This is a genomic window from Psychrobacter sp. NZS113 (assembly GCF_015864825.1).
GTDB lineage: Bacteria > Pseudomonadota > Gammaproteobacteria > Pseudomonadales > Moraxellaceae > Psychrobacter.
This window is the reverse complement of the sequence record NZ_JADYWL010000002.1, coordinates 15,326-36,310: the sequence shown is the minus strand read 5'-3', so window position 1 is coordinate 36,310 and position 20,985 is coordinate 15,326. Positions and strand designations below refer to the sequence as shown.

General features: G+C 41.5%; 21 protein-coding genes. 11 read left to right on the top strand and 10 right to left on the bottom strand.

All coding sequences use genetic code 11. The features are described 5' to 3' along the window. The first annotated feature begins 359 nt into the window (after positions 1-359). The 4 genes from I6E61_RS03050 (at position 360) to I6E61_RS03035 (ending at position 4,385) form a co-directional block, all read left to right on the top strand. On the top strand, positions 360-1,784 hold the full coding sequence (locus I6E61_RS03050; protein WP_197129621.1) for a patatin-like phospholipase family protein: 1,425 nt from the start codon (positions 360-362) through the stop codon (positions 1,782-1,784). A gap of 217 nt (positions 1,785-2,001) precedes the next feature. Continuing rightward, complete coding sequence (locus I6E61_RS03045) at positions 2,002-2,697, top strand: haloacid dehalogenase type II (protein ID WP_197129618.1); 696 nt, start codon at positions 2,002-2,004, stop codon at positions 2,695-2,697. A 30-nt stretch (positions 2,698-2,727) separates the two neighbouring features. Then, positions 2,728-3,156 carry a DUF6789 family protein gene (locus tag I6E61_RS03040; protein WP_197129608.1) on the top strand — a complete coding sequence of 143 codons (429 nt, stop codon included), beginning with the start codon at positions 2,728-2,730 and terminating at the stop codon, positions 3,154-3,156. Positions 3,157-3,473: 317 nt separating this feature from the next. Then, positions 3,474-4,385: a haloalkane dehalogenase gene (locus I6E61_RS03035; protein WP_197129606.1), complete on the top strand. Its 912-nt coding sequence runs from the start codon at positions 3,474-3,476 to the stop codon at positions 4,383-4,385. Positions 4,386-4,638: 253 nt separating this feature from the next. On the opposite strand, the gene I6E61_RS03030 is transcribed toward I6E61_RS03035, so the two are convergent. Continuing rightward, positions 4,639-4,812 (bottom strand): hypothetical protein, encoded by a 174-nt coding sequence (locus tag I6E61_RS03030; protein WP_194196843.1) that lies wholly within the window; start codon positions 4,810-4,812, stop codon positions 4,639-4,641. 150 nt (positions 4,813-4,962) lie between these two features. Continuing rightward, a complete protein-coding gene (locus tag I6E61_RS03025; RefSeq protein ID WP_197129603.1) occupies positions 4,963-5,688 on the bottom strand; it encodes a DUF411 domain-containing protein in 726 nt (241 codons plus the stop codon). Between the two features lie 477 nt (positions 5,689-6,165). Here I6E61_RS03025 and I6E61_RS03020 point away from each other — a divergent pair, with 477 nt between their 5' ends. The 5 genes from I6E61_RS03020 to I6E61_RS03000 all read left to right on the top strand — a co-directional run bounded on the left by I6E61_RS03020 (position 6,166) and on the right by I6E61_RS03000 (position 10,530). Next, a complete protein-coding gene (locus tag I6E61_RS03020) occupies positions 6,166-6,882 on the top strand; it encodes a heavy metal response regulator transcription factor (protein WP_197129600.1) in 717 nt (238 codons plus the stop codon). Continuing rightward, a complete protein-coding gene (locus tag I6E61_RS03015; protein ID WP_197129598.1) occupies positions 6,875-8,359 on the top strand; it encodes an ATP-binding protein in 1,485 nt (494 codons plus the stop codon). Before I6E61_RS03020 ends, I6E61_RS03015 begins: the two co-directional genes overlap by 8 nt. Before the next feature lie 514 nt (positions 8,360-8,873). Further along, positions 8,874-9,206 (top strand): hypothetical protein, encoded by a 333-nt coding sequence (locus tag I6E61_RS03010; RefSeq protein ID WP_197129595.1) that lies wholly within the window; start codon positions 8,874-8,876, stop codon positions 9,204-9,206. A gap of 582 nt (positions 9,207-9,788) precedes the next feature. Continuing rightward, positions 9,789-10,076, top strand: a complete 288-nt coding sequence (locus I6E61_RS03005) for a hypothetical protein (RefSeq protein WP_197129592.1) — start codon at positions 9,789-9,791, stop codon at positions 10,074-10,076. Positions 10,077-10,140: 64 nt separating this feature from the next. After that, on the top strand, positions 10,141-10,530 hold the full coding sequence (locus I6E61_RS03000) for a hypothetical protein (RefSeq protein ID WP_197129589.1): 390 nt from the start codon (positions 10,141-10,143) through the stop codon (positions 10,528-10,530). Between the two features lie 126 nt (positions 10,531-10,656). Here I6E61_RS03000 and I6E61_RS02995 read toward each other — a convergent pair whose 3' ends face one another. Then, the gene (locus I6E61_RS02995; protein ID WP_197129587.1) at positions 10,657-11,511 is read right to left on the bottom strand and encodes an AraC family transcriptional regulator; all 855 of its coding nucleotides are present in this window, start codon (positions 11,509-11,511) and stop codon (positions 10,657-10,659) included. Between the two features lie 295 nt (positions 11,512-11,806). Between I6E61_RS02995 and I6E61_RS02990 the strand changes: the two genes are divergently transcribed. After that, a complete protein-coding gene (locus I6E61_RS02990; protein ID WP_197129584.1) occupies positions 11,807-12,220 on the top strand; it encodes an organic hydroperoxide resistance protein in 414 nt (137 codons plus the stop codon). A 60-nt stretch (positions 12,221-12,280) separates the two neighbouring features. Here I6E61_RS02990 and I6E61_RS02985 read toward each other — a convergent pair whose 3' ends face one another. The 7 genes from I6E61_RS02985 to I6E61_RS02955 form a co-directional block, all read right to left on the bottom strand. Then, on the bottom strand, positions 12,281-12,928 hold the full coding sequence (locus I6E61_RS02985; protein WP_197129581.1) for a glutathione S-transferase: 648 nt from the start codon (positions 12,926-12,928) through the stop codon (positions 12,281-12,283). Between the two features lie 92 nt (positions 12,929-13,020). Continuing rightward, on the bottom strand, positions 13,021-14,637 hold the full coding sequence (locus I6E61_RS02980; RefSeq protein WP_320158568.1) for a phosphatase PAP2/dual specificity phosphatase family protein: 1,617 nt from the start codon (positions 14,635-14,637) through the stop codon (positions 13,021-13,023). Between the two features lie 98 nt (positions 14,638-14,735). Further along, positions 14,736-15,566: a hypothetical protein gene (locus tag I6E61_RS02975; RefSeq protein ID WP_197129575.1), complete on the bottom strand. Its 831-nt coding sequence runs from the start codon at positions 15,564-15,566 to the stop codon at positions 14,736-14,738. Beyond that, positions 15,553-16,569, bottom strand: a complete 1,017-nt coding sequence (locus I6E61_RS02970) for a YHYH protein (protein WP_197129572.1) — start codon at positions 16,567-16,569, stop codon at positions 15,553-15,555. The genes I6E61_RS02975 and I6E61_RS02970 overlap by 14 nt, the downstream gene beginning before the upstream one ends. Before the next feature lie 225 nt (positions 16,570-16,794). After that, complete coding sequence (locus I6E61_RS02965) at positions 16,795-18,009, bottom strand: YHYH protein (protein WP_197129569.1); 1,215 nt, start codon at positions 18,007-18,009, stop codon at positions 16,795-16,797. 375 nt (positions 18,010-18,384) lie between these two features. Further along, on the bottom strand, positions 18,385-18,906 hold the full coding sequence (locus tag I6E61_RS02960; RefSeq protein ID WP_197129566.1) for a hypothetical protein: 522 nt from the start codon (positions 18,904-18,906) through the stop codon (positions 18,385-18,387). 366 nt (positions 18,907-19,272) lie between these two features. Then, positions 19,273-19,557: a hypothetical protein gene (locus I6E61_RS02955; protein WP_197129563.1), complete on the bottom strand. Its 285-nt coding sequence runs from the start codon at positions 19,555-19,557 to the stop codon at positions 19,273-19,275. Positions 19,558-19,915: 358 nt separating this feature from the next. On the opposite strand from I6E61_RS02955, the gene I6E61_RS02950 reads away from it, so the two are divergent. Continuing rightward, positions 19,916-20,932 carry a bile acid:sodium symporter family protein gene (locus I6E61_RS02950; RefSeq protein WP_197129560.1) on the top strand — a complete coding sequence of 339 codons (1,017 nt, stop codon included), beginning with the start codon at positions 19,916-19,918 and terminating at the stop codon, positions 20,930-20,932. Positions 20,933-20,985: the final 53 nt, after the last annotated feature.

Sequence of the window (20,985 nt, the reverse complement as noted above, 5' to 3'; positions counted from 1 at the left end):
ACTTAAACACGCCGCTATCAAAATTGAATGGGCACTCAATTTAATCTTGACTGGCCATTGCTATACCGTTACTGTTTATATTCAACAATCGTACTTATCAACTGCGAACCGAACGCATCAGCTATCTATTATAAGAAAGGTCAATACAATAATCGTCAAACGCTCTCTAAAACTTCATAAAAAGTGTCACGGATAGCCGCTTTGAAATAACTGAGAGACAAGAGACCTGACCTATAGTTGAGTTCAAATAATTTCGATACAAGGAAATCGAGTGCAGGCTATACATTAGTATGGTTAGCGAGGGTGACGATGTAGCGAATTTATGTGGATTTGACTGTATATATTTTGAGGTAGTTTGCATGCGTATATATCTATCTACTTACTACGAACACCTACTTCAAAGGCTATCACACTACATAGCTGCGCCTCGATTACGCTTCATCCTTTTCCTCTTAATGCTTATATCTAGCCTATTGACGGGTTGTACGCAACGAGTCTGGAACGAACCCATAGCGGATAAAACCACCACTCGTTACGACTTTGATAATAATTTACCTCAAAACTCAGATGATGTCTTTGTGGTGCTCGCCTTTTCTGGTGGTGGCACACGGGCAGCGGCGCTTAGCTACGGCGTGCTCGAAAAACTGCGTGACACGCCAGTGACTATCAATGGCGTCGAGCGTCGACTGTTAGATGAGGTGGATGTCATCTCCTCAGTATCAGGTGGCAGTTACACCGCTGCTTATTACGGCTTGTTTGGTGATGATATTTTTAAGCGGTTTGCACCAGAGTTTCTTTATGAAGACTGGCAGTCTCGGCTGATCAGGCTTGCATTACGTCCAAAAAGCCTAATCGCTATGAGCAGCTCTGAATACAATCGAGGCGATCTGGTAGCGGATAACTTAGACAGCAGTCTGTTTCAGCAAAAGACTTTTGCGGATATGGGTCGGGGTAAACTGCCTTATGTCATCCTCAATGCTAGTGACCTAAATAACGCCATGACGTTCTCATTCACTCAGCAGCAGTTTGACTTTTTATGTTCAGATTTATCGAGCTATCCCGTAGCCAATGCAGTGATGGCCTCTTCGTCTGTGCCTGGCATCTTTGCTCCCATCGCCCTACGTAACTTTTCTGACTGCTCCGAGCGTGGGCAACCTTGGGTGGATAAGGCTTTAAATCAAGACGATCATCTACCACGCAGTTATGCAATCGCCCGTGCATTAGACCGATATTCACAGCCAGATCGCATGCCTGTCCTTCGGTTGGTAGATGGCGGCGTCACCGATAATCTAGGCGTTCGTGGCTCAATGATGAGCCCTGTGACTCAATATGGCGACGTCCCGAATATGGCGGGCGCATTTAGCCCCGACAAGTTGCGCCAGGTCAAACAAGTACTGGTCGTCATTGCCAATGCGCAGACCTACTCAGAGCATGAGTGGTCACTAGAGAGTAAAGATCCTAGTTTCCTCGACACTATTTCCGCTGCTAGTGAGGTCGCATTAGGTACTTTGAATAATGAAACTGTCTCATCGGCTAAAAAAGAGTTTTTGCAATGGGGTGAGCATGTAAATGCTCAGCGTGACTCAGACTCCCCTAAAGTTGAAGTGCATTTTTCAGTATTAACCTTTGATCAAGTGAAAGATAAAAACGAACGTGCAAAGTTCGATGCGATGCCAACCACTTTTCACTTACAACCTGAGCAAGTCGATGATTTGCGCTCGCTAGGTAGCAGTCTACTTGATCAATCTGAAGAATTTCAAAACTTTCGCAATGCCCTTCAGTGATATATAGCCAACTCCTCTAAGCGAAAGAATCTAAGCAAGTTAAGCGAGCTATTTAAAAAGCTGGATATAACTCGACTCTAAATTTGAGTGATTACTCAAATTAACTTGAATGCTTGCTTAAGTGCAGTTACTGTAATAGCTACTGATGCTGTTGCTCTAATACTTATAAATGCAAAGCACCTATATTCAAAATACCTATATATCAAAAGGAGCTTTTATGTCCTCTAACCTATCTCCCTCAATCATCGTGTTTGATGTTAATGAGACATTACTAGATATCGACACCCTCACACCTTTATTTGCTCGCGTATTCGACAACGAGAATATATTAAGAGAATGGTTCGCTCAGTTGGTGCTGTATTCTCAAGCCATGACTTTATCCGGTCTTTATACATCTTTCGGTGAGCTCGGTGTTGGCGCATTACAGATGACAGCTGATATCCATCAGGTCACGCTAACAGATGATGACATCCAAGAATTCAAAACTCGCATGAGTAACATGCCCGCTCATCCTGACGCTGCGCCTGCATTGACCAAATTACGTGCGGCAGGGTTTAGACTCGTGACATTGACCAATTCAGCGAGCAGCACCTCTCCTACACCACTTGAAAAAGCAGGATTGAGTGAATTTTTTGAGCAGTCTTTTAGTGTTGAGACGGTAGAGAAGTTCAAGCCTGCACCTGAGACCTATCAAATGGTGGCCAAAGAGCTGTCAGTTGAGATGTCTGATATGTGCCTAGTGGCTTCTCATCTTTGGGATACGATTGGCGCACAAGCAGTTGGCTGCCAAGGGGCATTTCTCACACGGCCTTACAACGCTATGTTACCCGCGCCTAATGTTCCAACTCCTAACTTTATAGCGTCAGATCTTGTCACACTGGTTGAGCAAATTATCTCAAAAAAGAAAGAATAATTATAAAACCATAAAAAAGGGATATTGGTCATGAATAAATATATAGCAGGAATAATTGCAGGATTTATCGCTACTGTCGTCATGTCTTTGCTACTCATGTTCAAAAGCATGATGGGACTAATGCCTGATTTCGATATCATCGCGATGATCGCATCCAAAATGGGTGGTAGTAAAGCCATCGCTTTGGTGGCTCACTTTATGATTGGATCTATCGGCTACGGTATTGGCATCGCATTAGCATCTGGTAATAATTTACATAAAAGCTTCGTCGGGCTCGGTATCGGGATAGGTTTTGTAGGTTGGCTTGTGATGATGGTTGCCGTGATGCCAATAATGGGCAAGGCGATGTTTGGCTTAGATATGCCAAGCGGTGTCATGATACCTATCGCAACCTTGATGCTACACATTGTCTTTGGCGTGGTATTAGGTAAAGCTTATACCAAGCTTGTTCATAAATAATAAAGTATATATATAGCAATCCATTTATTAATGAAGTTTGAATTTACCCCTATTGATACGCCATATCACTCATACCTTTTTCAGCACTCTCTATGTTGCATGAACAAAGGTATGTAAGATATAGTCTTTATTTGAAGTATTTTTTAAATATACAAGGCGAGCTTGTTCATTATAGTAGATACCTCTGCTGATTAAGATGACTACCCGTCGAAGTAGATAGAATGTCGAAGTAGATAGAGTATAGTTATTACATCACGTACCAAAAGCCCAGCCCTGAAGTTACATTTAATGGACCTAAACGATAACAAGGATGATATATGAAAGTACTTAGAACCCCTGATTCGTGTTTTGCGAACCTATCTGATTACGACTTTGAGCCAAACTACTTAATAGTCGACGATAGCGAAGGGGGTGAACTACGTGTGCATTACCTCGACGAAGGCCCAAAAGATGCCGCTCCAGTATTATTGTTACACGGAGAGCCTTCATGGTCTTATCTATATCGCAAAGTCATCCCAATATTAACTGCCGCTGGTCATCGTGTGATTGCCCCAGACCTTCCTGGTTTTGGACGTTCAGACAAACCTGCATCTCGTGAAGACTATACCTACCAGCGTCACGTCGACTGGATGCAATCGGTACTTGACCAATTAGATTTGAAGAACATTACCCTGTTTTGTCAAGATTGGGGTGGTCTGATCGGACTTCGCCTTGTAGCAGCACACCCAGATAAATTTACCCGTGTAGCCGCTGGTAATACCATGCTCCCTACGGGCGATCATGATCCAGGGGAAGGCTTTCGGAAATGGCAAAAATTCTCACAAGAAACGCCACTATTCAATGTTGGTGGTGCTATTAAGAGCGGTACTACCACAGAGCTATCACAGGCGGTAATCGACGCTTATGATGCACCGTTTCCTGATGAGTCTTATAAAGAAGGCGCCAGACAGTTCCCTGTACTCGTACCTACGACACCGAATGATCCTGCCTCAGACAAGAACCGTGCGGCTTGGGTTGAACTGAGTAAATGGACAAAACCGTTCATCACCCTATTCAGCGATTCAGATCCGGTCACTAACGGTGGTGATAAGATAATGCAAAAGCTTATTCCGGGAACTAAAGGTCAAAACCATACGATTATTACTAATGGTGGGCACTTCCTCCAAGAAGATCAAGGTGAAGTATTGGGCGAGCTTTTGGTTACCTTCATTAATGACAACCCTGAATAACCTTTTTTACTAACTGGCAATCTTTTAATAAGCATTTGATAATATATTAAATGACGTCATCACCATACCATTAGGACTGGCAATTTTATTAAATTGTCAGCCCTATTAGATTGTTCAGCTCTATTTATGGTATATCACACTGAATCAAACTCTCCGTTGAGAACCATCAGCTTAAAACAATCTCTAATAACTTGGACTTGGACTTGGGACAGACACATTATCTCTATCTCCTGCTGCCAGATAAGGCCGTTTATTATGCAATTGCTGCTGGTTTGCGCAAGTGTTTTATCAGTGCGATACCAGCTAATATGAGTACTGCAAATAACAATAGTGCAAATAGCATACACATCATCATGCCACCCATGCCCATACCTTGCATCATGGTTCCGTTCATCATTGATCCATTCATAGCGGTATCGTTCATCATCGTACTTCTCCATGGTTCTAAATTTATAGTACTGATATCAAAATTAATGTTTAAGCACTTCATTTTCAATAGGTTGTTATATTAGCTATGATAGGCATAAGGTGCTTGGTATTTATCATTGATAATGATCACACCATATATAGCCGTGCGTTATAGTTGCTGCTGAGCAGATGTAATCTCAGCATATACTTCTGTTGTGCCATCTTTATTCATTTGAATCACTTGGTACGGTACAAATTTACTTGGTTGCTCCATACCAGTACTATCAGCGTGTACTTCTGCTGTACCATCTTTATTCATCTGCATTACTTGGTACGGCATAAATTTATTTTTTTGTTCCATACCAGGACTGCCCACTGGCATACCCGGTACAGCAAGGCCAATGGCTTGTGCTGGCGGGCTCGCTAAGAACTGCGCCATATATTTTGCAGGAACATGACCTTCAAAGACGTAGCCATCTGTGGTAACCGCAGTATGGCAAGTACGCATCTGCTGCGGAACATCATAACGATCTTTAAATAAAGACAAGTCTTCAGGATGTTGGACGCTTGCTTTCAAACCATGATTTTCTATATGTTCTATCCAGCCCTCACAGCAGTCACAATCTGGCGTTTTATAGACAGTGACTGAAACATTTTTAAGTGATGTGGACGACTCGATTGCAGGAGTCATGACTGGCTCTATCTCAGTAGAGCTTGCTTGTAATGTTTGCGAGTCAGTAGTGGCAGATTTATGGTTTGATAGACTTTGTATATGCTGCGCATCCGTACTTGGTTGTTGGCTACAAGCAAAGAGTAACGATGTCAGTGCCACTAACAAAATATGACTCGATATCTTGTGATGCCTATATGTATAGGTGCTATTCTCGTGTCTCATAAACCCGCCTCTGATTTGTTTCGTACCGATATTAATTTAATATTTAGATATGTTGTGGTTAGATGGACATCAATCAAGCCGCCATTGATTTGAATGACCACACCAGTAAACCCGATTGGTTTAATTAAATGCTAATAGAAATTTTAAAACTGGTAGGACTCGCATTACAGTCCATTAAATCAGCATGGAGAATACACAGTTGATTCTGACTGATAGATGACACCAACATGACAATTTTGTCATGTTGATGCCTTTGGATTCTAATACACGATCATTTCCTTTAATATGATGTTGAAACCTCATGATTATGCCAACTACATCATTTCTATCAAACATATATTGCGACACAGAAGTGACGCATCAAAAACTGATATAACTTGAATCCTAAACATCTGATAGTATTAATGGCCTCTACCCTATTCATACCCATGCCCTTCAGTTGTCATAAATACCCGCACCATACTAAATAGAGAAAATATGAAAGTATTACTGGTTGAAGATGAAATAAAACTCGGTGAATATATTAAAAAAGGATTAACCGAAGCAGGTTTTATTGTAGACCACTATATGACTGGTTTAGATGGTCATCATGCGCTGATGACGGATGATTTCAGCGTGGTAATCATGGATGTCATGTTGCCAGACATTAGCGGCTTTGAGTTAATTCGCAATTATAGAGCGGCTGGAAACTATACGCCTGTATTATTTTTGACAGCAAAAGATGATCTGAGTGACAGAATCAAAGGCATTGAGATTGGTGGTGATGACTATCTGACCAAGCCCTTTGCTTTTGCTGAGTTGATTGTAAGAATCAAGAGTTTGCTACGCCGTGCCAACCAAGCAGATTATAAAAGCAGCATCATGCAAATCGCAGACTTAAAGATGGATCTCTCCAAGCGCACAGTCAATAGAGGTCACACCACCATAAAACTTACTGCTAAAGAGTTCTCTCTACTGCAGTTCTTTTTAGAGCACCATGGTGAGGTGTTACCGCGCTCTGTCATCGCCTCTCAAGTCTGGGATATGAATTTTGATAGTGACACCAACGTCATTGATGTTGCCATTCGTCGTTTGCGTCTAAAAATCGATGATGACTTTGATATAAAACTGATTCATACCGTACGAGGTATGGGTTATAAGTTAGATGTATCCGACGATAAAAATGACAATGCTGAGCACGCACACAATGAATAGTAATGTCCATAATCGGCGCTTGCCTTTGTTATGGCGTACTATTTTCTTACTAACGATATTTGTTGTTATCTCTCAAGCCATCATCTATATCTGGGTTCAGCGCTCTGTCAGTAACCATTTCGATCAAATGGATAATGAAATGCTGTCTCATGCCGCCTTTAACCTGCGTAAGCGTGTCAATAGCATTGATGAGCAAACCAATCTCTCCAATGCTTTGACATTATCTGCACCTGCTGATGCGGACCACCTGCACACTTCATGGCTTGATTACGATATAAAAACCCTTATTTTTGATAAAAATGGAAAACTGCTATCGAGTGCCCCTAGTGGATTTTCAGCCTTTTTACCTGAAGACTTCCAAGTATTGCCGTTATGGGACACCTACCATGAGCAACAGTTTCCATTGGCAATGAATGGTAAAAATTACCATGCCATTATTATTCAAAACAACCAAACATTGGCACTGCTTGCCTTACCTATCGATGTCCATCAGCAATACCTATTACATTTCAATCGTCAGTTAAGTATTATTTTAGGGATAATCACACTGCTACTGATATCAGTGGCCGCCATGAGTGTCTACTGGGGTTTTGCACCGTTATCTACCATCGTCCAAAAAATGAAAGGCATTAATCCTGAACGCTTGGATGAAAGAGTCATCGTTACTGATATGCCTCGAGAGCTACGACCACTGGCTGAATCTTACAATCTCATGATGGCAACCCTCGAAAGCAATTTTGAATCGTTGTCTCGCTTTTCGGATAATATTGCGCACGAGCTGCGCACTCCGCTTGCCACGCTTAGTACCCAAACTCAAGTGATGCTCAGCAAAAATAGAAGCTGCAATGAATATGTCGAACAACTGCATCATCAGCATGACACCCTCGAGCAGCTATCTGCGCTAATCAACAATATGCTACTACTCGCAAAAACACAAAAAGGGCTTTCTGACTCACAGCTTAATTATATTGATACCGAGTCAATGATGACCAACCTTCTCTCTTACTATGAGCTGGTAGCGGAAGATCGTGACATTACCTTTCAAAAAACAGGTAATTTCCATGCAGTATTAGGAGACGGGAGTTTATTGCAGAGGTTATTTGCCAACTTGATATCCAATGCCACTTATTATGCAGCGAGTGATAGTAGCATCACTATTGAAGCCTTTTCGACTGAAAACTCTGCGCTGACTCATACAACTAGGAATGGTCTACAAAAGACCTTACCAAATACATTAAAGCCATCTTCTCTAAAAATCGTGATGACCAATCGTTTAGATGAGCCAATGACCCAACTAGAGGCAGATAAATTATTTGAGCGTTTTTATCGTCATCATAAGACAGACAACAAGCACACAGGAGCGGGCTTAGGGTTATCAATCGTTCAAACGATTGCACAAGCTCATAAAGGTAATGTCAGTGTGAGTATTAAAGATAATTATTACTTTCAAGTCAGTGTTGAGCTATTGAGGACTTAATTTATAGGAAAGTCGTCTAAGTTAGCACTAATAACTTTTCTAAGTCTTATAAAAACCCTCTATCTATTAATCATATGCCGTCTAACACATTTCTCGATAACGATTTGGATACTCACCAAGCAACATATCATTCGCCAGCTTACTGCTTACTGTCATAACCGCCTACTCTACTCTATTCGTATCACAATCCATTAATAATGTAGTCTCTTAATAGAGTAACTAACAAAGCTTATCAGAATATATCAAGCCCTCAAAAGGAAAAATGGATTGATAATGTTGAGTAAGTATCCTCTCTAGAGTATTGCTAACATACCTATCACTCGCACAACTCACGTGCGTTAGTGTGAATAGTTGAGTATTAGCTAGAAAACGTCACCTTTCTTTAACTTTCATAAACGTACGTAACACTGCAATACGTTATGATTTCCTTATTCGATAGAGCGACGTTCTATTTATATATTTCTAACCATTCAATAAATACTCATACTTATAATGAGATTAAAAGGACCTTACTATGAAAAACATTAACTTGAAAAATATCGCCATCAGTTCACTAATTGCTGTATCTACTTGCTTTGCAATGGTCGGCACAGCAACTGCTGCTCCTCAAACAGACTCGCATCATCTGACTCAAAAACAAAAAAATGAAATAGCAGCCAAACAAGAGGCAAAACATAAAGCGGAACTCAAGGCCAAACAAGTAGCCAAACAAAAAGCGGCACTCAAAGCCAAACAAGTGGCCAAACAGAAAGCAATATTAAAAGCCAAACAAGAGGCAAAACAAAAAGCAGCACTCAAAGCCAAACATAAAGATGACAAGTTTCAAGAAGACAGAAAACATAGCTAAGTAAGTATGCCTATTATTAATACCTATTTTAGATAACGATATTAATAAAAGCGCTACCGTTTTTGAAACGGTAGCGCTTTTTTGTACTGGACAAACAGAACATGGGTTGTCCACGCTTATTTATAGTTTTTATAGCAGTGTCCTAGCTAGGACTTAGGGCTGAGACCTAAGAGGTAATGATTATACTTTCTATTAAATTGACTGAACGCTCATAGGCTCCTTGAAGCGCTACCTCTCCTATTACATAGCTCACTCAAATGATATTTAAGCCCGTCATTTAACATAGCCATTTAACATAGTCACTGACAGAGTTATCATCCTGTATTAAGGCTCTAGGATCAAATGAAGTGATGACATTAAGTAAGTATCGTCTCTAGAGTATTACTAGCTTGCCCATCGTTAGCACAAAGTACTTAAGATGATAAAAATGGACAAGTATCTGATGGAAAAGTCACCTTTCTTTAACTTTCATAAACGTACGCAACGCTGCGATCCGTTATGATTTCCTTATTCAATAGAGCAACGTTCTATTCAACTATTTAATAAATACGCATACTTATAATGAAATTAAAGGATCTTACTATGAAAAATATCAACTTAAAAAATATCGCCATCAGTTCACTACTAGCTTTGTCTAGTTGCTTTGCCGTGATTGGTACAGCAAATGCTGCGTCTCAACCAGACACGCATCATCTAACTCAAAAACAAAAAGATGCCATCGCAGCCAAAGAAAAAGCAAAAACCAGCGCCGCCGTTAAAGCCAAACAAAATACGAAAAAAGCGGTCGTAGTCAAAGCACAACCTACCGCGAAAAAAGTGGTGGTGATTAAAGAAGAGCCTACAACAAAAAAAGTGGTCGTCAATCGATAGAGCAACGTTCTATTCAACTACTTAATAAATACGCATACTTATAATAAAATTAAAGGATCTTACTATGAAAAACATCAACTTGAAAAATATCGCCATCAGTTCACTGATTGCTGCATCTACTTGCTTTGCTATGGTGGGTACAGCAAATGCTGCGTCTCAACCAGACACGCATCATCTAACTCAAAAACAAAAAGATGCAATAGCAGCTAAGCAAAAAGCCAAGCATAACGCCGAACTCAAGGCCAAACAAAAAGCCAAGCATAATGCAGAAATGAGAGCCAAAGCTAAGCACGAAGCAGAATCAAAGCGTCATTCAGACCCTAAAGCAAAAGAGAAAGCTAGGCATGATGCAGAGATGCGAGCAAAAGAAAAAGCCAAGCATAAAGAAGATCATCATGACAGTAAAGCAAAAGACAAAGACAGTAAGTTTGAACAAGACAGAAAAAATGGCTAAGTAAAGACGGCTGTTATTCATGCCTGTTTTAGATAATGATATGAATAAAAAGCGCTACCGTTCCTGTGACGGTAGCGCTTTTTTGTGCTCAACGAGCGTGAGTTGTCCATGTTTAATAATGACTTTCTATAACAGTTCATGGCTAGGGCTGATGCCAAATAGCCGCTTATACTCTCTACTGAATTGACTGGGACTCTCATAGCCCACTTGAAGCGCAATATCAGCGATTCGATTGTCACCTGACTGTATTGCACGCCGTGCAGCTATTAGCCGCAGACTCTTTTGGTACTGCAATGGACTCAACTGGGTAATTTCTTTAAAGTGCTTATGAAATCCAGACACACTCATGCCACAGTGATGCGCTAAGTCTTCTATTATCACAGGTTCACTCAGATGCTCTTTGAGCCAGTTGGTTGCTTGAGTGATACGATGCGTATGACTGCCATTCACCACTAACTGTTTTAGTTTTTCACCTTGCGGAGCACTCAGCAAACGATAGTAAATTTCTTGCTGAAATAATGGCGCCAAAAAACCAATGTCGTTTGGGGAATCCAGCAACGCAATGAGCCGTTCAAACGTGGTTAATAACGCATGATCAAGCTGCCATTTGATACCGAGATAACGTTCATCAACCGTATGCTGCGGCTGTATTTTTGCTAATACATCACGAATACATTCAAGGTTTAACTTCATCGACATCACAATCACAGGGGTTTCTATGGTTGCCTGCTGAATATGTACATTAACAGGTATATTGACAGGACAAAACATCAAGTGACTATTGTCAAAATACTGACACTCCGTGCCCAAATAGATCTCGCGTTCGCCTTGCAATACGATACAAATACTGGGTTCTTGAATATAACTGACCACCGCCTCTGGTCTGTCTGCACAATAAAAATATAAACCTGCAATCTCTGACTCGACGGCTTTATTTCTCGGAAGTAACGATAATAAAAGCTCGATGGTGGTTTGTTGCATCTATTATTGCTCTGTAATTGGTGGTTTATTTTAAAATACAGCTGCTTAATAATATAAATATTTGTAGAAATAGGCAAATTTATTAGCGACTTGTTCTAACGTTTTTCTGCATATTTTTTTATACTGGGTATGTAGACAAGCAATCAGCTCTAGATAGAAGCGATATAAAAAATGGTGTGCAAACAGCACCGTTGGCACAAGCAGAAGATTGAGTGTGCATAAAAATATGGCAGATTTACAACAACTCGATTGCATAAATGACGCAACAACGACCAACCATAAAAAGGACAATACCATGAAGATTTTTTATAAAACACGTGCCACAGCAACTGGCGGCCGTTCTGGCCATACCAAACTTGATGATGGATCATTGGGCTTTGATTTGGTGTCTTTTCAAGAACAAGATAAACAAGGCGTTAATCCAGAACAACTTTTTGCGATGGGCTATGCTGCTTGTTTTGACAGCGCTCTAGCATTGACGGCGCAGCAAATGAAATTGCCCATTACCGCTTCTCAAACCTCAGCTCAAGTAGGTATTGGTATGAAAGCTGATGGTAGCTACAACCTTGACGTCGACTTATATGTTGAAGTATCGGGCATTGATGAGGCACAAGCACAAAAGCTAGTCGAAACCACGCATACGGTTTGTCCATACTCGAACGCCATTCAAGGCAATGCTGAGGCACGTTTACACGTAACAGTGGCTTAGGATGTTTAATGCGTATGTTATTAGAGCTTGTTAAATACCCTCCAATAACATGCGCTAAGTTTAAGCAGGGAAAACCACTACCGCATCTCCCTCTTGCCATGGCTGAAACTTAGTCATGGCTTGTACAAATAACGGGTGTTCCAACCAATGTTGTAGCCATAGTTGCAGCTTTGGATACGGCAAGCTATAAAAAACCTCACGATCTACATGGGCAAACTGGCGCACAAACGGCATGATACCGATATCAGCAACCGTCACGCTATTACCTAGTAGATACGTATTCTGAGTCAATAGCACTTCTAACTTCTGTAAAAAAACTTCACCCTCTTGTCGATATTCTGTTTGAGTCATTTCAAGATGGCGATCAGCATACTTGTAGCGATCAAGCCACTGCTTAAACTCATTATCGTTTTGTGTTATCAGAGCATTAGCGTGAGATAAAACGCTTTCATTGAGCAGTCCCTGAGGGTCGTTTTGCGTAAGCGCCCACATCATGATCTCTGCACTCTCTTCAATCACAGAACCATCTAAAAGCTGCAATACTGGCACCGTACCTTTTGGACTAATCGCTAGCATTTGCTCTGGCTTGTTCTTTAGCGTGATTTCTCGCAGCTCTACTGGTAACTCAGCAAATAGTAGACCGAGACGAGCACGCATAGCATAAGGACAGCGACGAAAAGAGTACAAGCAAGGCAATGAAGCGTTCATAGATATTTCCATAGTTGAATAGACATTAAACAGTAGGTAAAGACCAAATAAAGAGAAACCAATAGACCTAAACCTACTGATATTAGTATCCATTAATGAGTTGTTGGATATTCGATAGATTTATAATTGGCCATCGTTTCTACCAATGACTGGGGTAGATAAGCATCTTTCAGGTGCGCGTGCGGATAATGATGCTCAATCCATGATTGATAGTTATGGACAGTTAGCGTACCACAATATAATAAATACAAAACCTGCACGCCAATGCTACGTGATAACCCCATTACGCAATGGAAATTAATAAGCGTGGTGAGGCTATCCTCTATATGACTGTCATTATTAGCAGTTATCACTCGCGTTTCAGCTGATCGCGTCAAAGCATCAATTCGCTTAAATAGATCAATATAATCTTTGAGCAATACATCACTTAATGGCTGCAAGTCTAGTAGAGGTAGATATAAATAATGGACAGATGTACTCGTCATATTTTTAGCAGCTGCTTCGAGATGATCAACGTGGCTAGATATCTCAGCAGCTAAATCAATGACGATAATCTGATAATGAACTGAAGACGGTAGTTTTTCTGGAAAAATCGACCGTCCTAGTGAAACGTAGCCAAACAACCAATACGTGAAATGATTATTTATATCCGTCTGCATCAATCGAGCTGAAGCAACCACTTTGACCCTGTCATTGATAGAATATGGTGTGAGTAGATACCTTTGACTTTTGGAGCAAACTTTAAAATACCATTGACCCAAAAATGACATACCGTTATAAATGATAATGATCGGCGCAAACTTCATCCAAGTATATAAGGTGAGTCGTCCACTATTGGACTTTTGAAACCAACGTGCATCCTGTATTGGTTTGGCCTGTTGATAGGCGCAAGCTAACATTGTAAAGCTGATCAACCAATATAGAGCAATAGTAATAGCTAAGGTTTCTATAGACTCAAACGCTATCATACTCATATTAGCAAAGCAAAACCCTGCAATCGCTATTAACAAAAACCCGATACTACCCACTGCCAAATACTTGATTACCAGTGCATTACGGATTCGATTCGACAGCATAAGCACCAAAATGGCCAATACTGCCCCGCCTAGCATGTCTAGCAAATGATGTTGATACGTCAACACCGTGGAAAGAGCAATCAATGTACATATGCCAGTAAGCAATAACCGATAAGCCCCTGAAACCCATGATTTTCTAGACCCTGCAATATCCCATAATGACACGCCAAGCAATATGGCATAACTGACATGCAATGATGGCAATTGATTAAATGGCTTGTCTACCAATTGCAAAAACTGATAGCCGAACTGCGTCCAATCATCAGGTATCGGCCGACTGAATGAAAAACGAGCAGGATAAAAATAGAAGATCAAACAGGCAAAGATGGTCGCTAAGATTAGGCGATAACTCAATAAAGATAATTGCGTGGATGTCCGTACTAAAAAAAAGCTGACAACAAATAAAATCAACGACCAGCTATAAGGAACAATCATAGCTGGAATGAAAGGAATGGCGCTATCGAACGGCATGGCGAGATTATGAATTGTCGATGGGTAGAGTTTATATAATGAAACACTATACAAAGTCGTCACGTTATAGAGCAGATAAAATATGGATAATGCAAGAGCCAGATGTCTAAGACGTGTTGATTTCGATGGCGCACGAGTCGTAGACAAAAGATGCGTAGACACAGTGTTCAATTGAATAGCCTTGAAATATGCTGACCTGTTTATATTGTTTGGGAAAAGCTCTGAACGTGATGTCTAGATTGACACCACGCGCCATGCTCCTACTGTTTTTTCTTAAAAAACCACCTTGCACCTATCAACAATGCTATTACAGCACCAATACCCAATACATAGATAGAACCAAACAAGCTCTTGTCTGCTGCAGCCAATGTCGGCGTGCTTGCTAATTTTATTTTATCATCATCTAAAACACTATCTAGTGCTAGATCATCAGCAGATTCATGCGAATGATTATCTACGTCATGGCCGTCTTCGTCATGATGATGTACCACCTCTTGACCACTTCCATCATGAGTATGCGGTTGAGCACCATCAGCTGTCATAGGCAATGCATCGCTGTTATTTTGTTGCCACTGACCGTCAACCAACTGTAAACTTAAATGATGCTCATTGCTATCACTAAGCGTATATTGCGTCTTTGGAAATTGGTCAGACAGCAATACGACCGTCATTCGGTTGCCATGCAAGTCTTTAAAGAACGTATTGGTCAAATCAATAGATTCGACCGTATCGCCAATACCCTGCGCCTCGGCAGAGAACTGTGTGCCATGGCCCAGCTGTACATTGGGGTTCAATACTTTAATGGGCTGGTCATTGATAGATAAAGTCAATGACTTAACAAAGTGCTCATTGGCTAACCGCTGAAACTCCTCCGCCGTTTTATACGCGTCGGTCGAGTACGTTTCGTTAATTTGCGCCTCTATTCCAGTCAAAGCACCATCTAGACGCACCAAATATTTGCCATCAGCCGCTTTCGACAGTATAAAAGTCGAGGTATTGGGGTTGTGGGCAGTCGCATTGACGCTCACAATACTCAGCACAACTGCAGCTAAGCACGCAACCGTCGTTGATGACAAACTAGTCTTCAGCATACACACCACGCAGTCCGTTGATGAAGTTGTTATTGCCTGCTTTGTCCACATGATAGTGATACCCTCTCACATCATCATAATGTCCACGTGCTTCATCCAGATCGGTATATTCATTACCCTCTGCATCAGTATTGGCGTATATGCCATAGCCATCAAGTGCATAGCCAATCATTGGTGCATGACCGTCGTCTTGTTCAATCTTAGTCGTTAGACCAGTAGCAGCATGATAGTGGTAACCTTCATGAGAGTTGATATGCCCACCAGCGTCGTCAAATGGCGCAAGCGTGTAAGCGCCTAAGATATTACTGACAGGTGCTGGCGCATCAAAACGTACGCCATTAAAAGCAATACCGCGCACCGATGGGCCTCTAGCCTGAGGGCCTGGACCACCGAACTCAGTAATACTGGCTGCGGCTTTTGGTGTGACCGGAATAAAGAAAGTATCGGTCAAGTCTTCTACGTACTCTGGCAAGCACTCAACGCAATAATTACGGAATTCTGGGCCAACTCTAGGATCTGCTGCGGCCACACACTCCTCAAGCGTTGAGGTTTTCATGATTTTTCCAGTAGTTTTGTTATACATATTCCAATTACTGTCGCCATAGAACTCTGCTAAGTTTTTAACGAATTCGCCATCAACATCATGGACTTCGCCGCCTTCTAGCCAAATCCCACCTTTTGAGGCATCATCTGCAATATTGCTCGGACACCACGGCCCCATACCAACGTCACTTGGCTTATTTTCGGTAACGATTTTATAGCATTCACCAGTGCTGCCATCTGACAATGAGCATGACACCTTACTAATAGGCTCAACCAAGCCATCACTCAAAAAATAAGACGGTTGTACCGAAGGCATGACGGTATCTGCATTTTTGCTAGACACACTGGTAGACATACTTTCACTAGTGTTCGACACCTCGCTACTACAAGCGAACAGTCCGCCCGATGCGAGTGTCAAGGCTAAGCAGCTTAAGCCAAATTTAGCAGTAGAAAGTTGCATGAATAGTATCCTCTTTATATGAATAATTGATTAATTCCGTATAGAAATAATATAAATTAATTGTTAATAATTAGTAAGTTTTAATGAGTCTGATAAAGAATAGAGACGACTAGAATTTTACCCAACCTACAAGCTCCACAAATCATTGTTGTCGCTTGTAGGTTTTATAAAACGAGACCCACATAAAAAAGCTTAGCCGGTCTGAAAGGGTTAACGAGATCAATCTTAGTTGGGTAAGGCCGCTTTCAAAGCCGCTTCGGTCACACCGAGATCTTTGGCAGCAGCAGCAGTATCGAGCTCTCTTCCACCATTTTTCATAATCGCGCTTAACAACTCAGTTTCTGAAACACCAAGTGTTGTAGCTGCCGTATCAAAACCTGGGGGCAAACCTTGGCCTGGGCCACCTGCTCCTGGACCTCCTCCACCTTGAGCGCCGATGCCCTGTTTGGCAGTGGTCGTGAAGTTATCCTTAGCGACTACACCGCTCAAGCAACTTGGTAAGTTTGGAAATTCTGTCGATGCATGGTAGTGGTAACCACCTTTAGGGTTTTCAAGGGTTGCGCCAGTATGTCCGTTGCAGGCATCCAGATCGGTCGGTATCTTGCCATCACTGTCCACGCTACCGTAGATAGGATAACCGTCAAATGCATAGGCGAACAGGGCATCAGCCTTTTGCTCTAAGGCACAACTAGCATCGACATGTTCATGCTCAAACACTGAGTTGATATCTGTTGATGTGGCATGCCAGTGGTACCAGCCACCCGGATCAATATGGCCACCGCAAGTGTCGAGCGCAGGCATGTGTCCGGTTTGTAGCACTGAAGGCGCGTCCGCAAAAATAGGCACGCCATCAAGAGCCAATCCAACTTTGGCTACAGTGCCTAGACTGGTTGCTTGGTCAGCTTTGACTGGTGATAATGGCAATAAAATGGTCATCTCGACCGATTCGTCAGCTGAGGCAGACAGGCAGGCATTATTTTCCGTTGGCTGGGTCGTACGCACATCAACGATATTGACCTTGCCGTCAGCGTCATAGAATTGATAACCCTGCGTCTCTAACATCGTTAAAAACTTTTCATCGATACGGTAGAGCCCCGATTCTTCGCCATCCCAGTTCCAGACACCACCTTTGTCATCTAGCGTCTCTGGGCAAAACGGACCAATTTTTAAGTTATCAGGTTGGTGCTTGACTACTATCTTTGCACACTTGGCAGCAGCGCCATTTTCTAATGTACAATCGACAGTTTCAGGGGCTTTTACAAGGGCATCTTGGCTGATGCGTGTCATATCAACACCACCATTAGCAGTGCTAGCAGTTTTTAGCGTTTGACTAGTATCGTTAGCAGCCTCTACCGAATATTGCTCAGCAAGTTGACTACAAGCGGTTAGTGTTAATGCCATACTGACCAGTATGCCATTGTAAAGTATCTTTGTTTTCATAAACCCCTCTATTATGAACAGTAAACATTAGGGCGTGCCTTCATTTTGAAAATGGGGCTAAAAACGGGATAAATGACAGCCAAACAAGGAAAGTAGTAAAGATAATATCGAGATATTAGCAAGCTACTTGATACAGTTTGACAAAGATTTAGCCATTTTTAGTCCATTTAACGCTTAGTGCTCAGAGTGAGGACACACCCTAATAGTTATTATAAATTATTAAAAAAACCTCAATCTTGCCATTGATATTCGACCATAGCACTTGTGACACTGGTACTTGTGACATTGGTACTTATAATACTGACAGCGACGATTTTTTAGTCGATTCTCAGGTAAAAATGATAATGTTTTTTATAACGAATACCACATTACCGATTAAAACTTACCTAGCTCTAACACGGTTTCAGCAGTGACCGTATTGCCTTTATACGTTTGAACCGTGACGTAATACTCATGCCCACTACCACCAGAACAAGGTGGCATATAAGCCCCTTCCTTGTCCCAGCCAGCGCCGCGATGCTCTGCTATCATCTCAAAACCTTTTGGCATCTCATAACTGTGTCCAGCCACAACCGGTAATTGCACCTTATTGGCGCCTTTTGCCAAGGTGTAACTCATGATGCCATGCCCGCCATTATTCATCTTTTTTGAATCGCGGTCGCTATATACCAACACGACACTGTCTGACCCTGCTGGAATACCAGACACGCTAAGCTTTGGCGTACCGGGTTTAACTCCATCAAATTTTTGACACTGTTGTCCTTCAGGAATGGTCTTACCATCCCATTTACTGTCCACAAAATTAACATCAAGCGCGAAGGCATAAGAAGAGGTGGTCAGTAACGCCAATAAAGAAAGACGCTTAATAACACTCAATGATTTAGTTGCTGTAGGCATGGTAACAATCCTTGTAATTGGTTAATTTAAATATGTGTTTTATCTCTAACGGTAAATATAATCAGAATGGTATAAAACATACATGGTCCGCATATTAGGTATGAAAGATTGAACAGCTTTGCTTGTTTGTAGGCTAAGTTGAACTTCGATAAAATCGGACGTCCATAAACAGGCTCTCCTAACTGCGGATATGCTTAAGGCGTGTTTAGCAAACACGCCTTAATAACTAACATAATTTTATAAATATAAGCAACGTAAATAAGTTATATGCTTCTACATAATGACAAGAATAGACATATTATATTTTACGGTCATCATCTTTCTGAGTTTGCTTTAGCGTTAATGATTATCTTTTAACCATTTTACTTACTTATTTTTATTTTTTTCGTGCGCTAATTTTTTCTTAGCAGCCGCCTCAGCATCTGCTTTTTTCTTAGCAGCGGCTTTAGCAGCAGCTTGTTTCTTAGCAGCCGCAGCTTTAGCATCTGCTTTTTTCTTGGCAGCAGCTTTCTCTTTTGCTGATTGGGTATGCTGAATGGTCGTTTCATCTTTATGATGCGAGCTTGTGTTGCTGCTTGCAGCATTTGCTGGTCCTGCCATTACAAGACCAGTTGTAATTGCTAAAATCAAGCTCATTGTTAAGTTTTTCATTGTTATTACCTTTTAAATTTATATCAACATTTATAGTGAATGGCATTTGTTACTAGGTCAGCCAATTGGCCATACCTCTACTCTGCTATAAAGCTTCATGCATACACTTTGTAGATGTAGTAAACAAAATCATAACTGATTATAACGGGACTCGAATTCTTGAAATTTAAAGAAAGGTAACGATATGGTCGAGTATGAGTAACTTTGATCAAATAGCCTCTGGTATATCAGCACCAAAAAGACATTTAAAGTTGTCATAATAGCAACTTATTGTTGGCTAAAAACACCCCAAACCTATTGGAAATACAACGGTTTTAAACTTATACTTTAGTATTTTTCGACTTAGAAGGAGTGAGAGATGCAGTTTTTAGGGATGATAAGTCAGCAATTGAGTCGATTTACAGCATTGGTTATTATTTTGGCAGCGGCAGTGACATTTATAGAGCCTGCGACTTTTTCTTGGGTAACAGGCGATACCCAAGTCATCGTGCTGGGTGTCATCATGCTAGCAATGGGTATGACGTTAGGCAAAGAAGATTACAAAGTATTGGCCAAGCGCCCACTAGATATTTTTATTGGTTCTATCATTCAATATACCGTGATGCCAATATTGGCAATTGGCGTGGCTCGCCTTTTTGATCTCTCACCCGGCTTGACACTAGGTTTGGTCTTAGTCGGCACTTGTCCAGGTGGTGTGTCTTCGAACATCATGAGTTACCTGGCTAAAGGTGATGTGGCGTTTTCAGTAGGTATGACCACTGTCTCGACCATCATTGCGCCTTTGATGACGCCGCTGTGGTTGAATTATCTGGTGGGTCAATCTGTAGAAATGGATGGCTGGGGCATGTTCCGCTTTATGCTTTTAGTGACGTTGTTACCAGTCGCTATTGGTTCTATGCTAAATATTTTATTTCACAACAAGCACTGGTTTAACGATGTGCGTGCCATTATGCCAGGCGTTGCGGTATTGGCTTTTGCCGCGATCGTGGGCGGCGTTGCAGCCGTATTTGGCAGTCAGTTTTTACAATCAGGATTGGTCGTCATTTTGGCCATTGCCGTGCACAATATCGTCGGTTACGTATTGGGCTACTACTCAGGTGCACTCTTTGGTATGAACAAAGCCAAAAAACGCACCATATCTATTGAGGTTGGTGTGCAAAATGCAGGCTTGGCAACGGGTTTAAGTACCAAGTTTTTCCCTGGTAATGCAGAATCTGCCATCGCTGCTGCCGTTGCTTGTATCTGGCATTCTGTATCCGGCTCTGTATTGGCAAACATCTTTGCTTGGTGGGATAAACGTCAGCAAGCAAAGTCCCCTACTACTATCGATGCAGAAGCCATCGTAGATCTTGGTAAACCAGTGAAAAATAGCTAACCATACATAACGCGCCGTACTACTGATATCTTTTTGTGGCTTTCAGCCTGTAA

Excerpts from the sequence above, each read along its gene's own strand:
- I6E61_RS03050 (WP_197129621.1), top strand. The coding sequence starts at position 360 with ATGCGTATATATCTATCTACTTACTACGAACACCTACTTCAAAGGCTA.
- I6E61_RS03045 (WP_197129618.1), top strand. The coding sequence starts at position 2,002 with ATGTCCTCTAACCTATCTCCCTCAATCATCGTGTTTGATGTTAATGAG.
- I6E61_RS03040 (WP_197129608.1), top strand. The coding sequence starts at position 2,728 with ATGAATAAATATATAGCAGGAATAATTGCAGGATTTATCGCTACTGTC.
- I6E61_RS03035 (WP_197129606.1), top strand. The coding sequence starts at position 3,474 with ATGAAAGTACTTAGAACCCCTGATTCGTGTTTTGCGAACCTATCTGAT.
- I6E61_RS03030 (WP_194196843.1), bottom strand. The coding sequence starts at position 4,812 with ATGATGAACGATACCGCTATGAATGGATCAATGATGAACGGAACCATG.
- I6E61_RS03025 (WP_197129603.1), bottom strand. The coding sequence starts at position 5,688 with ATGAGACACGAGAATAGCACCTATACATATAGGCATCACAAGATATCG.
- I6E61_RS03020 (WP_197129600.1), top strand. The coding sequence starts at position 6,166 with ATGAAAGTATTACTGGTTGAAGATGAAATAAAACTCGGTGAATATATT.
- I6E61_RS03015 (WP_197129598.1), top strand. The coding sequence starts at position 6,875 with ATGAATAGTAATGTCCATAATCGGCGCTTGCCTTTGTTATGGCGTACT.
- I6E61_RS03010 (WP_197129595.1), top strand. The coding sequence starts at position 8,874 with ATGAAAAACATTAACTTGAAAAATATCGCCATCAGTTCACTAATTGCT.
- I6E61_RS03005 (WP_197129592.1), top strand. The coding sequence starts at position 9,789 with ATGAAAAATATCAACTTAAAAAATATCGCCATCAGTTCACTACTAGCT.
- I6E61_RS03000 (WP_197129589.1), top strand. The coding sequence starts at position 10,141 with ATGAAAAACATCAACTTGAAAAATATCGCCATCAGTTCACTGATTGCT.
- I6E61_RS02995 (WP_197129587.1), bottom strand. The coding sequence starts at position 11,511 with ATGCAACAAACCACCATCGAGCTTTTATTATCGTTACTTCCGAGAAAT.
- I6E61_RS02990 (WP_197129584.1), top strand. The coding sequence starts at position 11,807 with ATGAAGATTTTTTATAAAACACGTGCCACAGCAACTGGCGGCCGTTCT.
- I6E61_RS02985 (WP_197129581.1), bottom strand. The coding sequence starts at position 12,928 with ATGAACGCTTCATTGCCTTGCTTGTACTCTTTTCGTCGCTGTCCTTAT.
- I6E61_RS02975 (WP_197129575.1), bottom strand. The coding sequence starts at position 15,566 with ATGCTGAAGACTAGTTTGTCATCAACGACGGTTGCGTGCTTAGCTGCA.
- I6E61_RS02970 (WP_197129572.1), bottom strand. The coding sequence starts at position 16,569 with ATGCAACTTTCTACTGCTAAATTTGGCTTAAGCTGCTTAGCCTTGACA.
- I6E61_RS02965 (WP_197129569.1), bottom strand. The coding sequence starts at position 18,009 with ATGAAAACAAAGATACTTTACAATGGCATACTGGTCAGTATGGCATTA.
- I6E61_RS02960 (WP_197129566.1), bottom strand. The coding sequence starts at position 18,906 with ATGCCTACAGCAACTAAATCATTGAGTGTTATTAAGCGTCTTTCTTTA.
- I6E61_RS02955 (WP_197129563.1), bottom strand. The coding sequence starts at position 19,557 with ATGAAAAACTTAACAATGAGCTTGATTTTAGCAATTACAACTGGTCTT.
- I6E61_RS02950 (WP_197129560.1), top strand. The coding sequence starts at position 19,916 with ATGCAGTTTTTAGGGATGATAAGTCAGCAATTGAGTCGATTTACAGCA.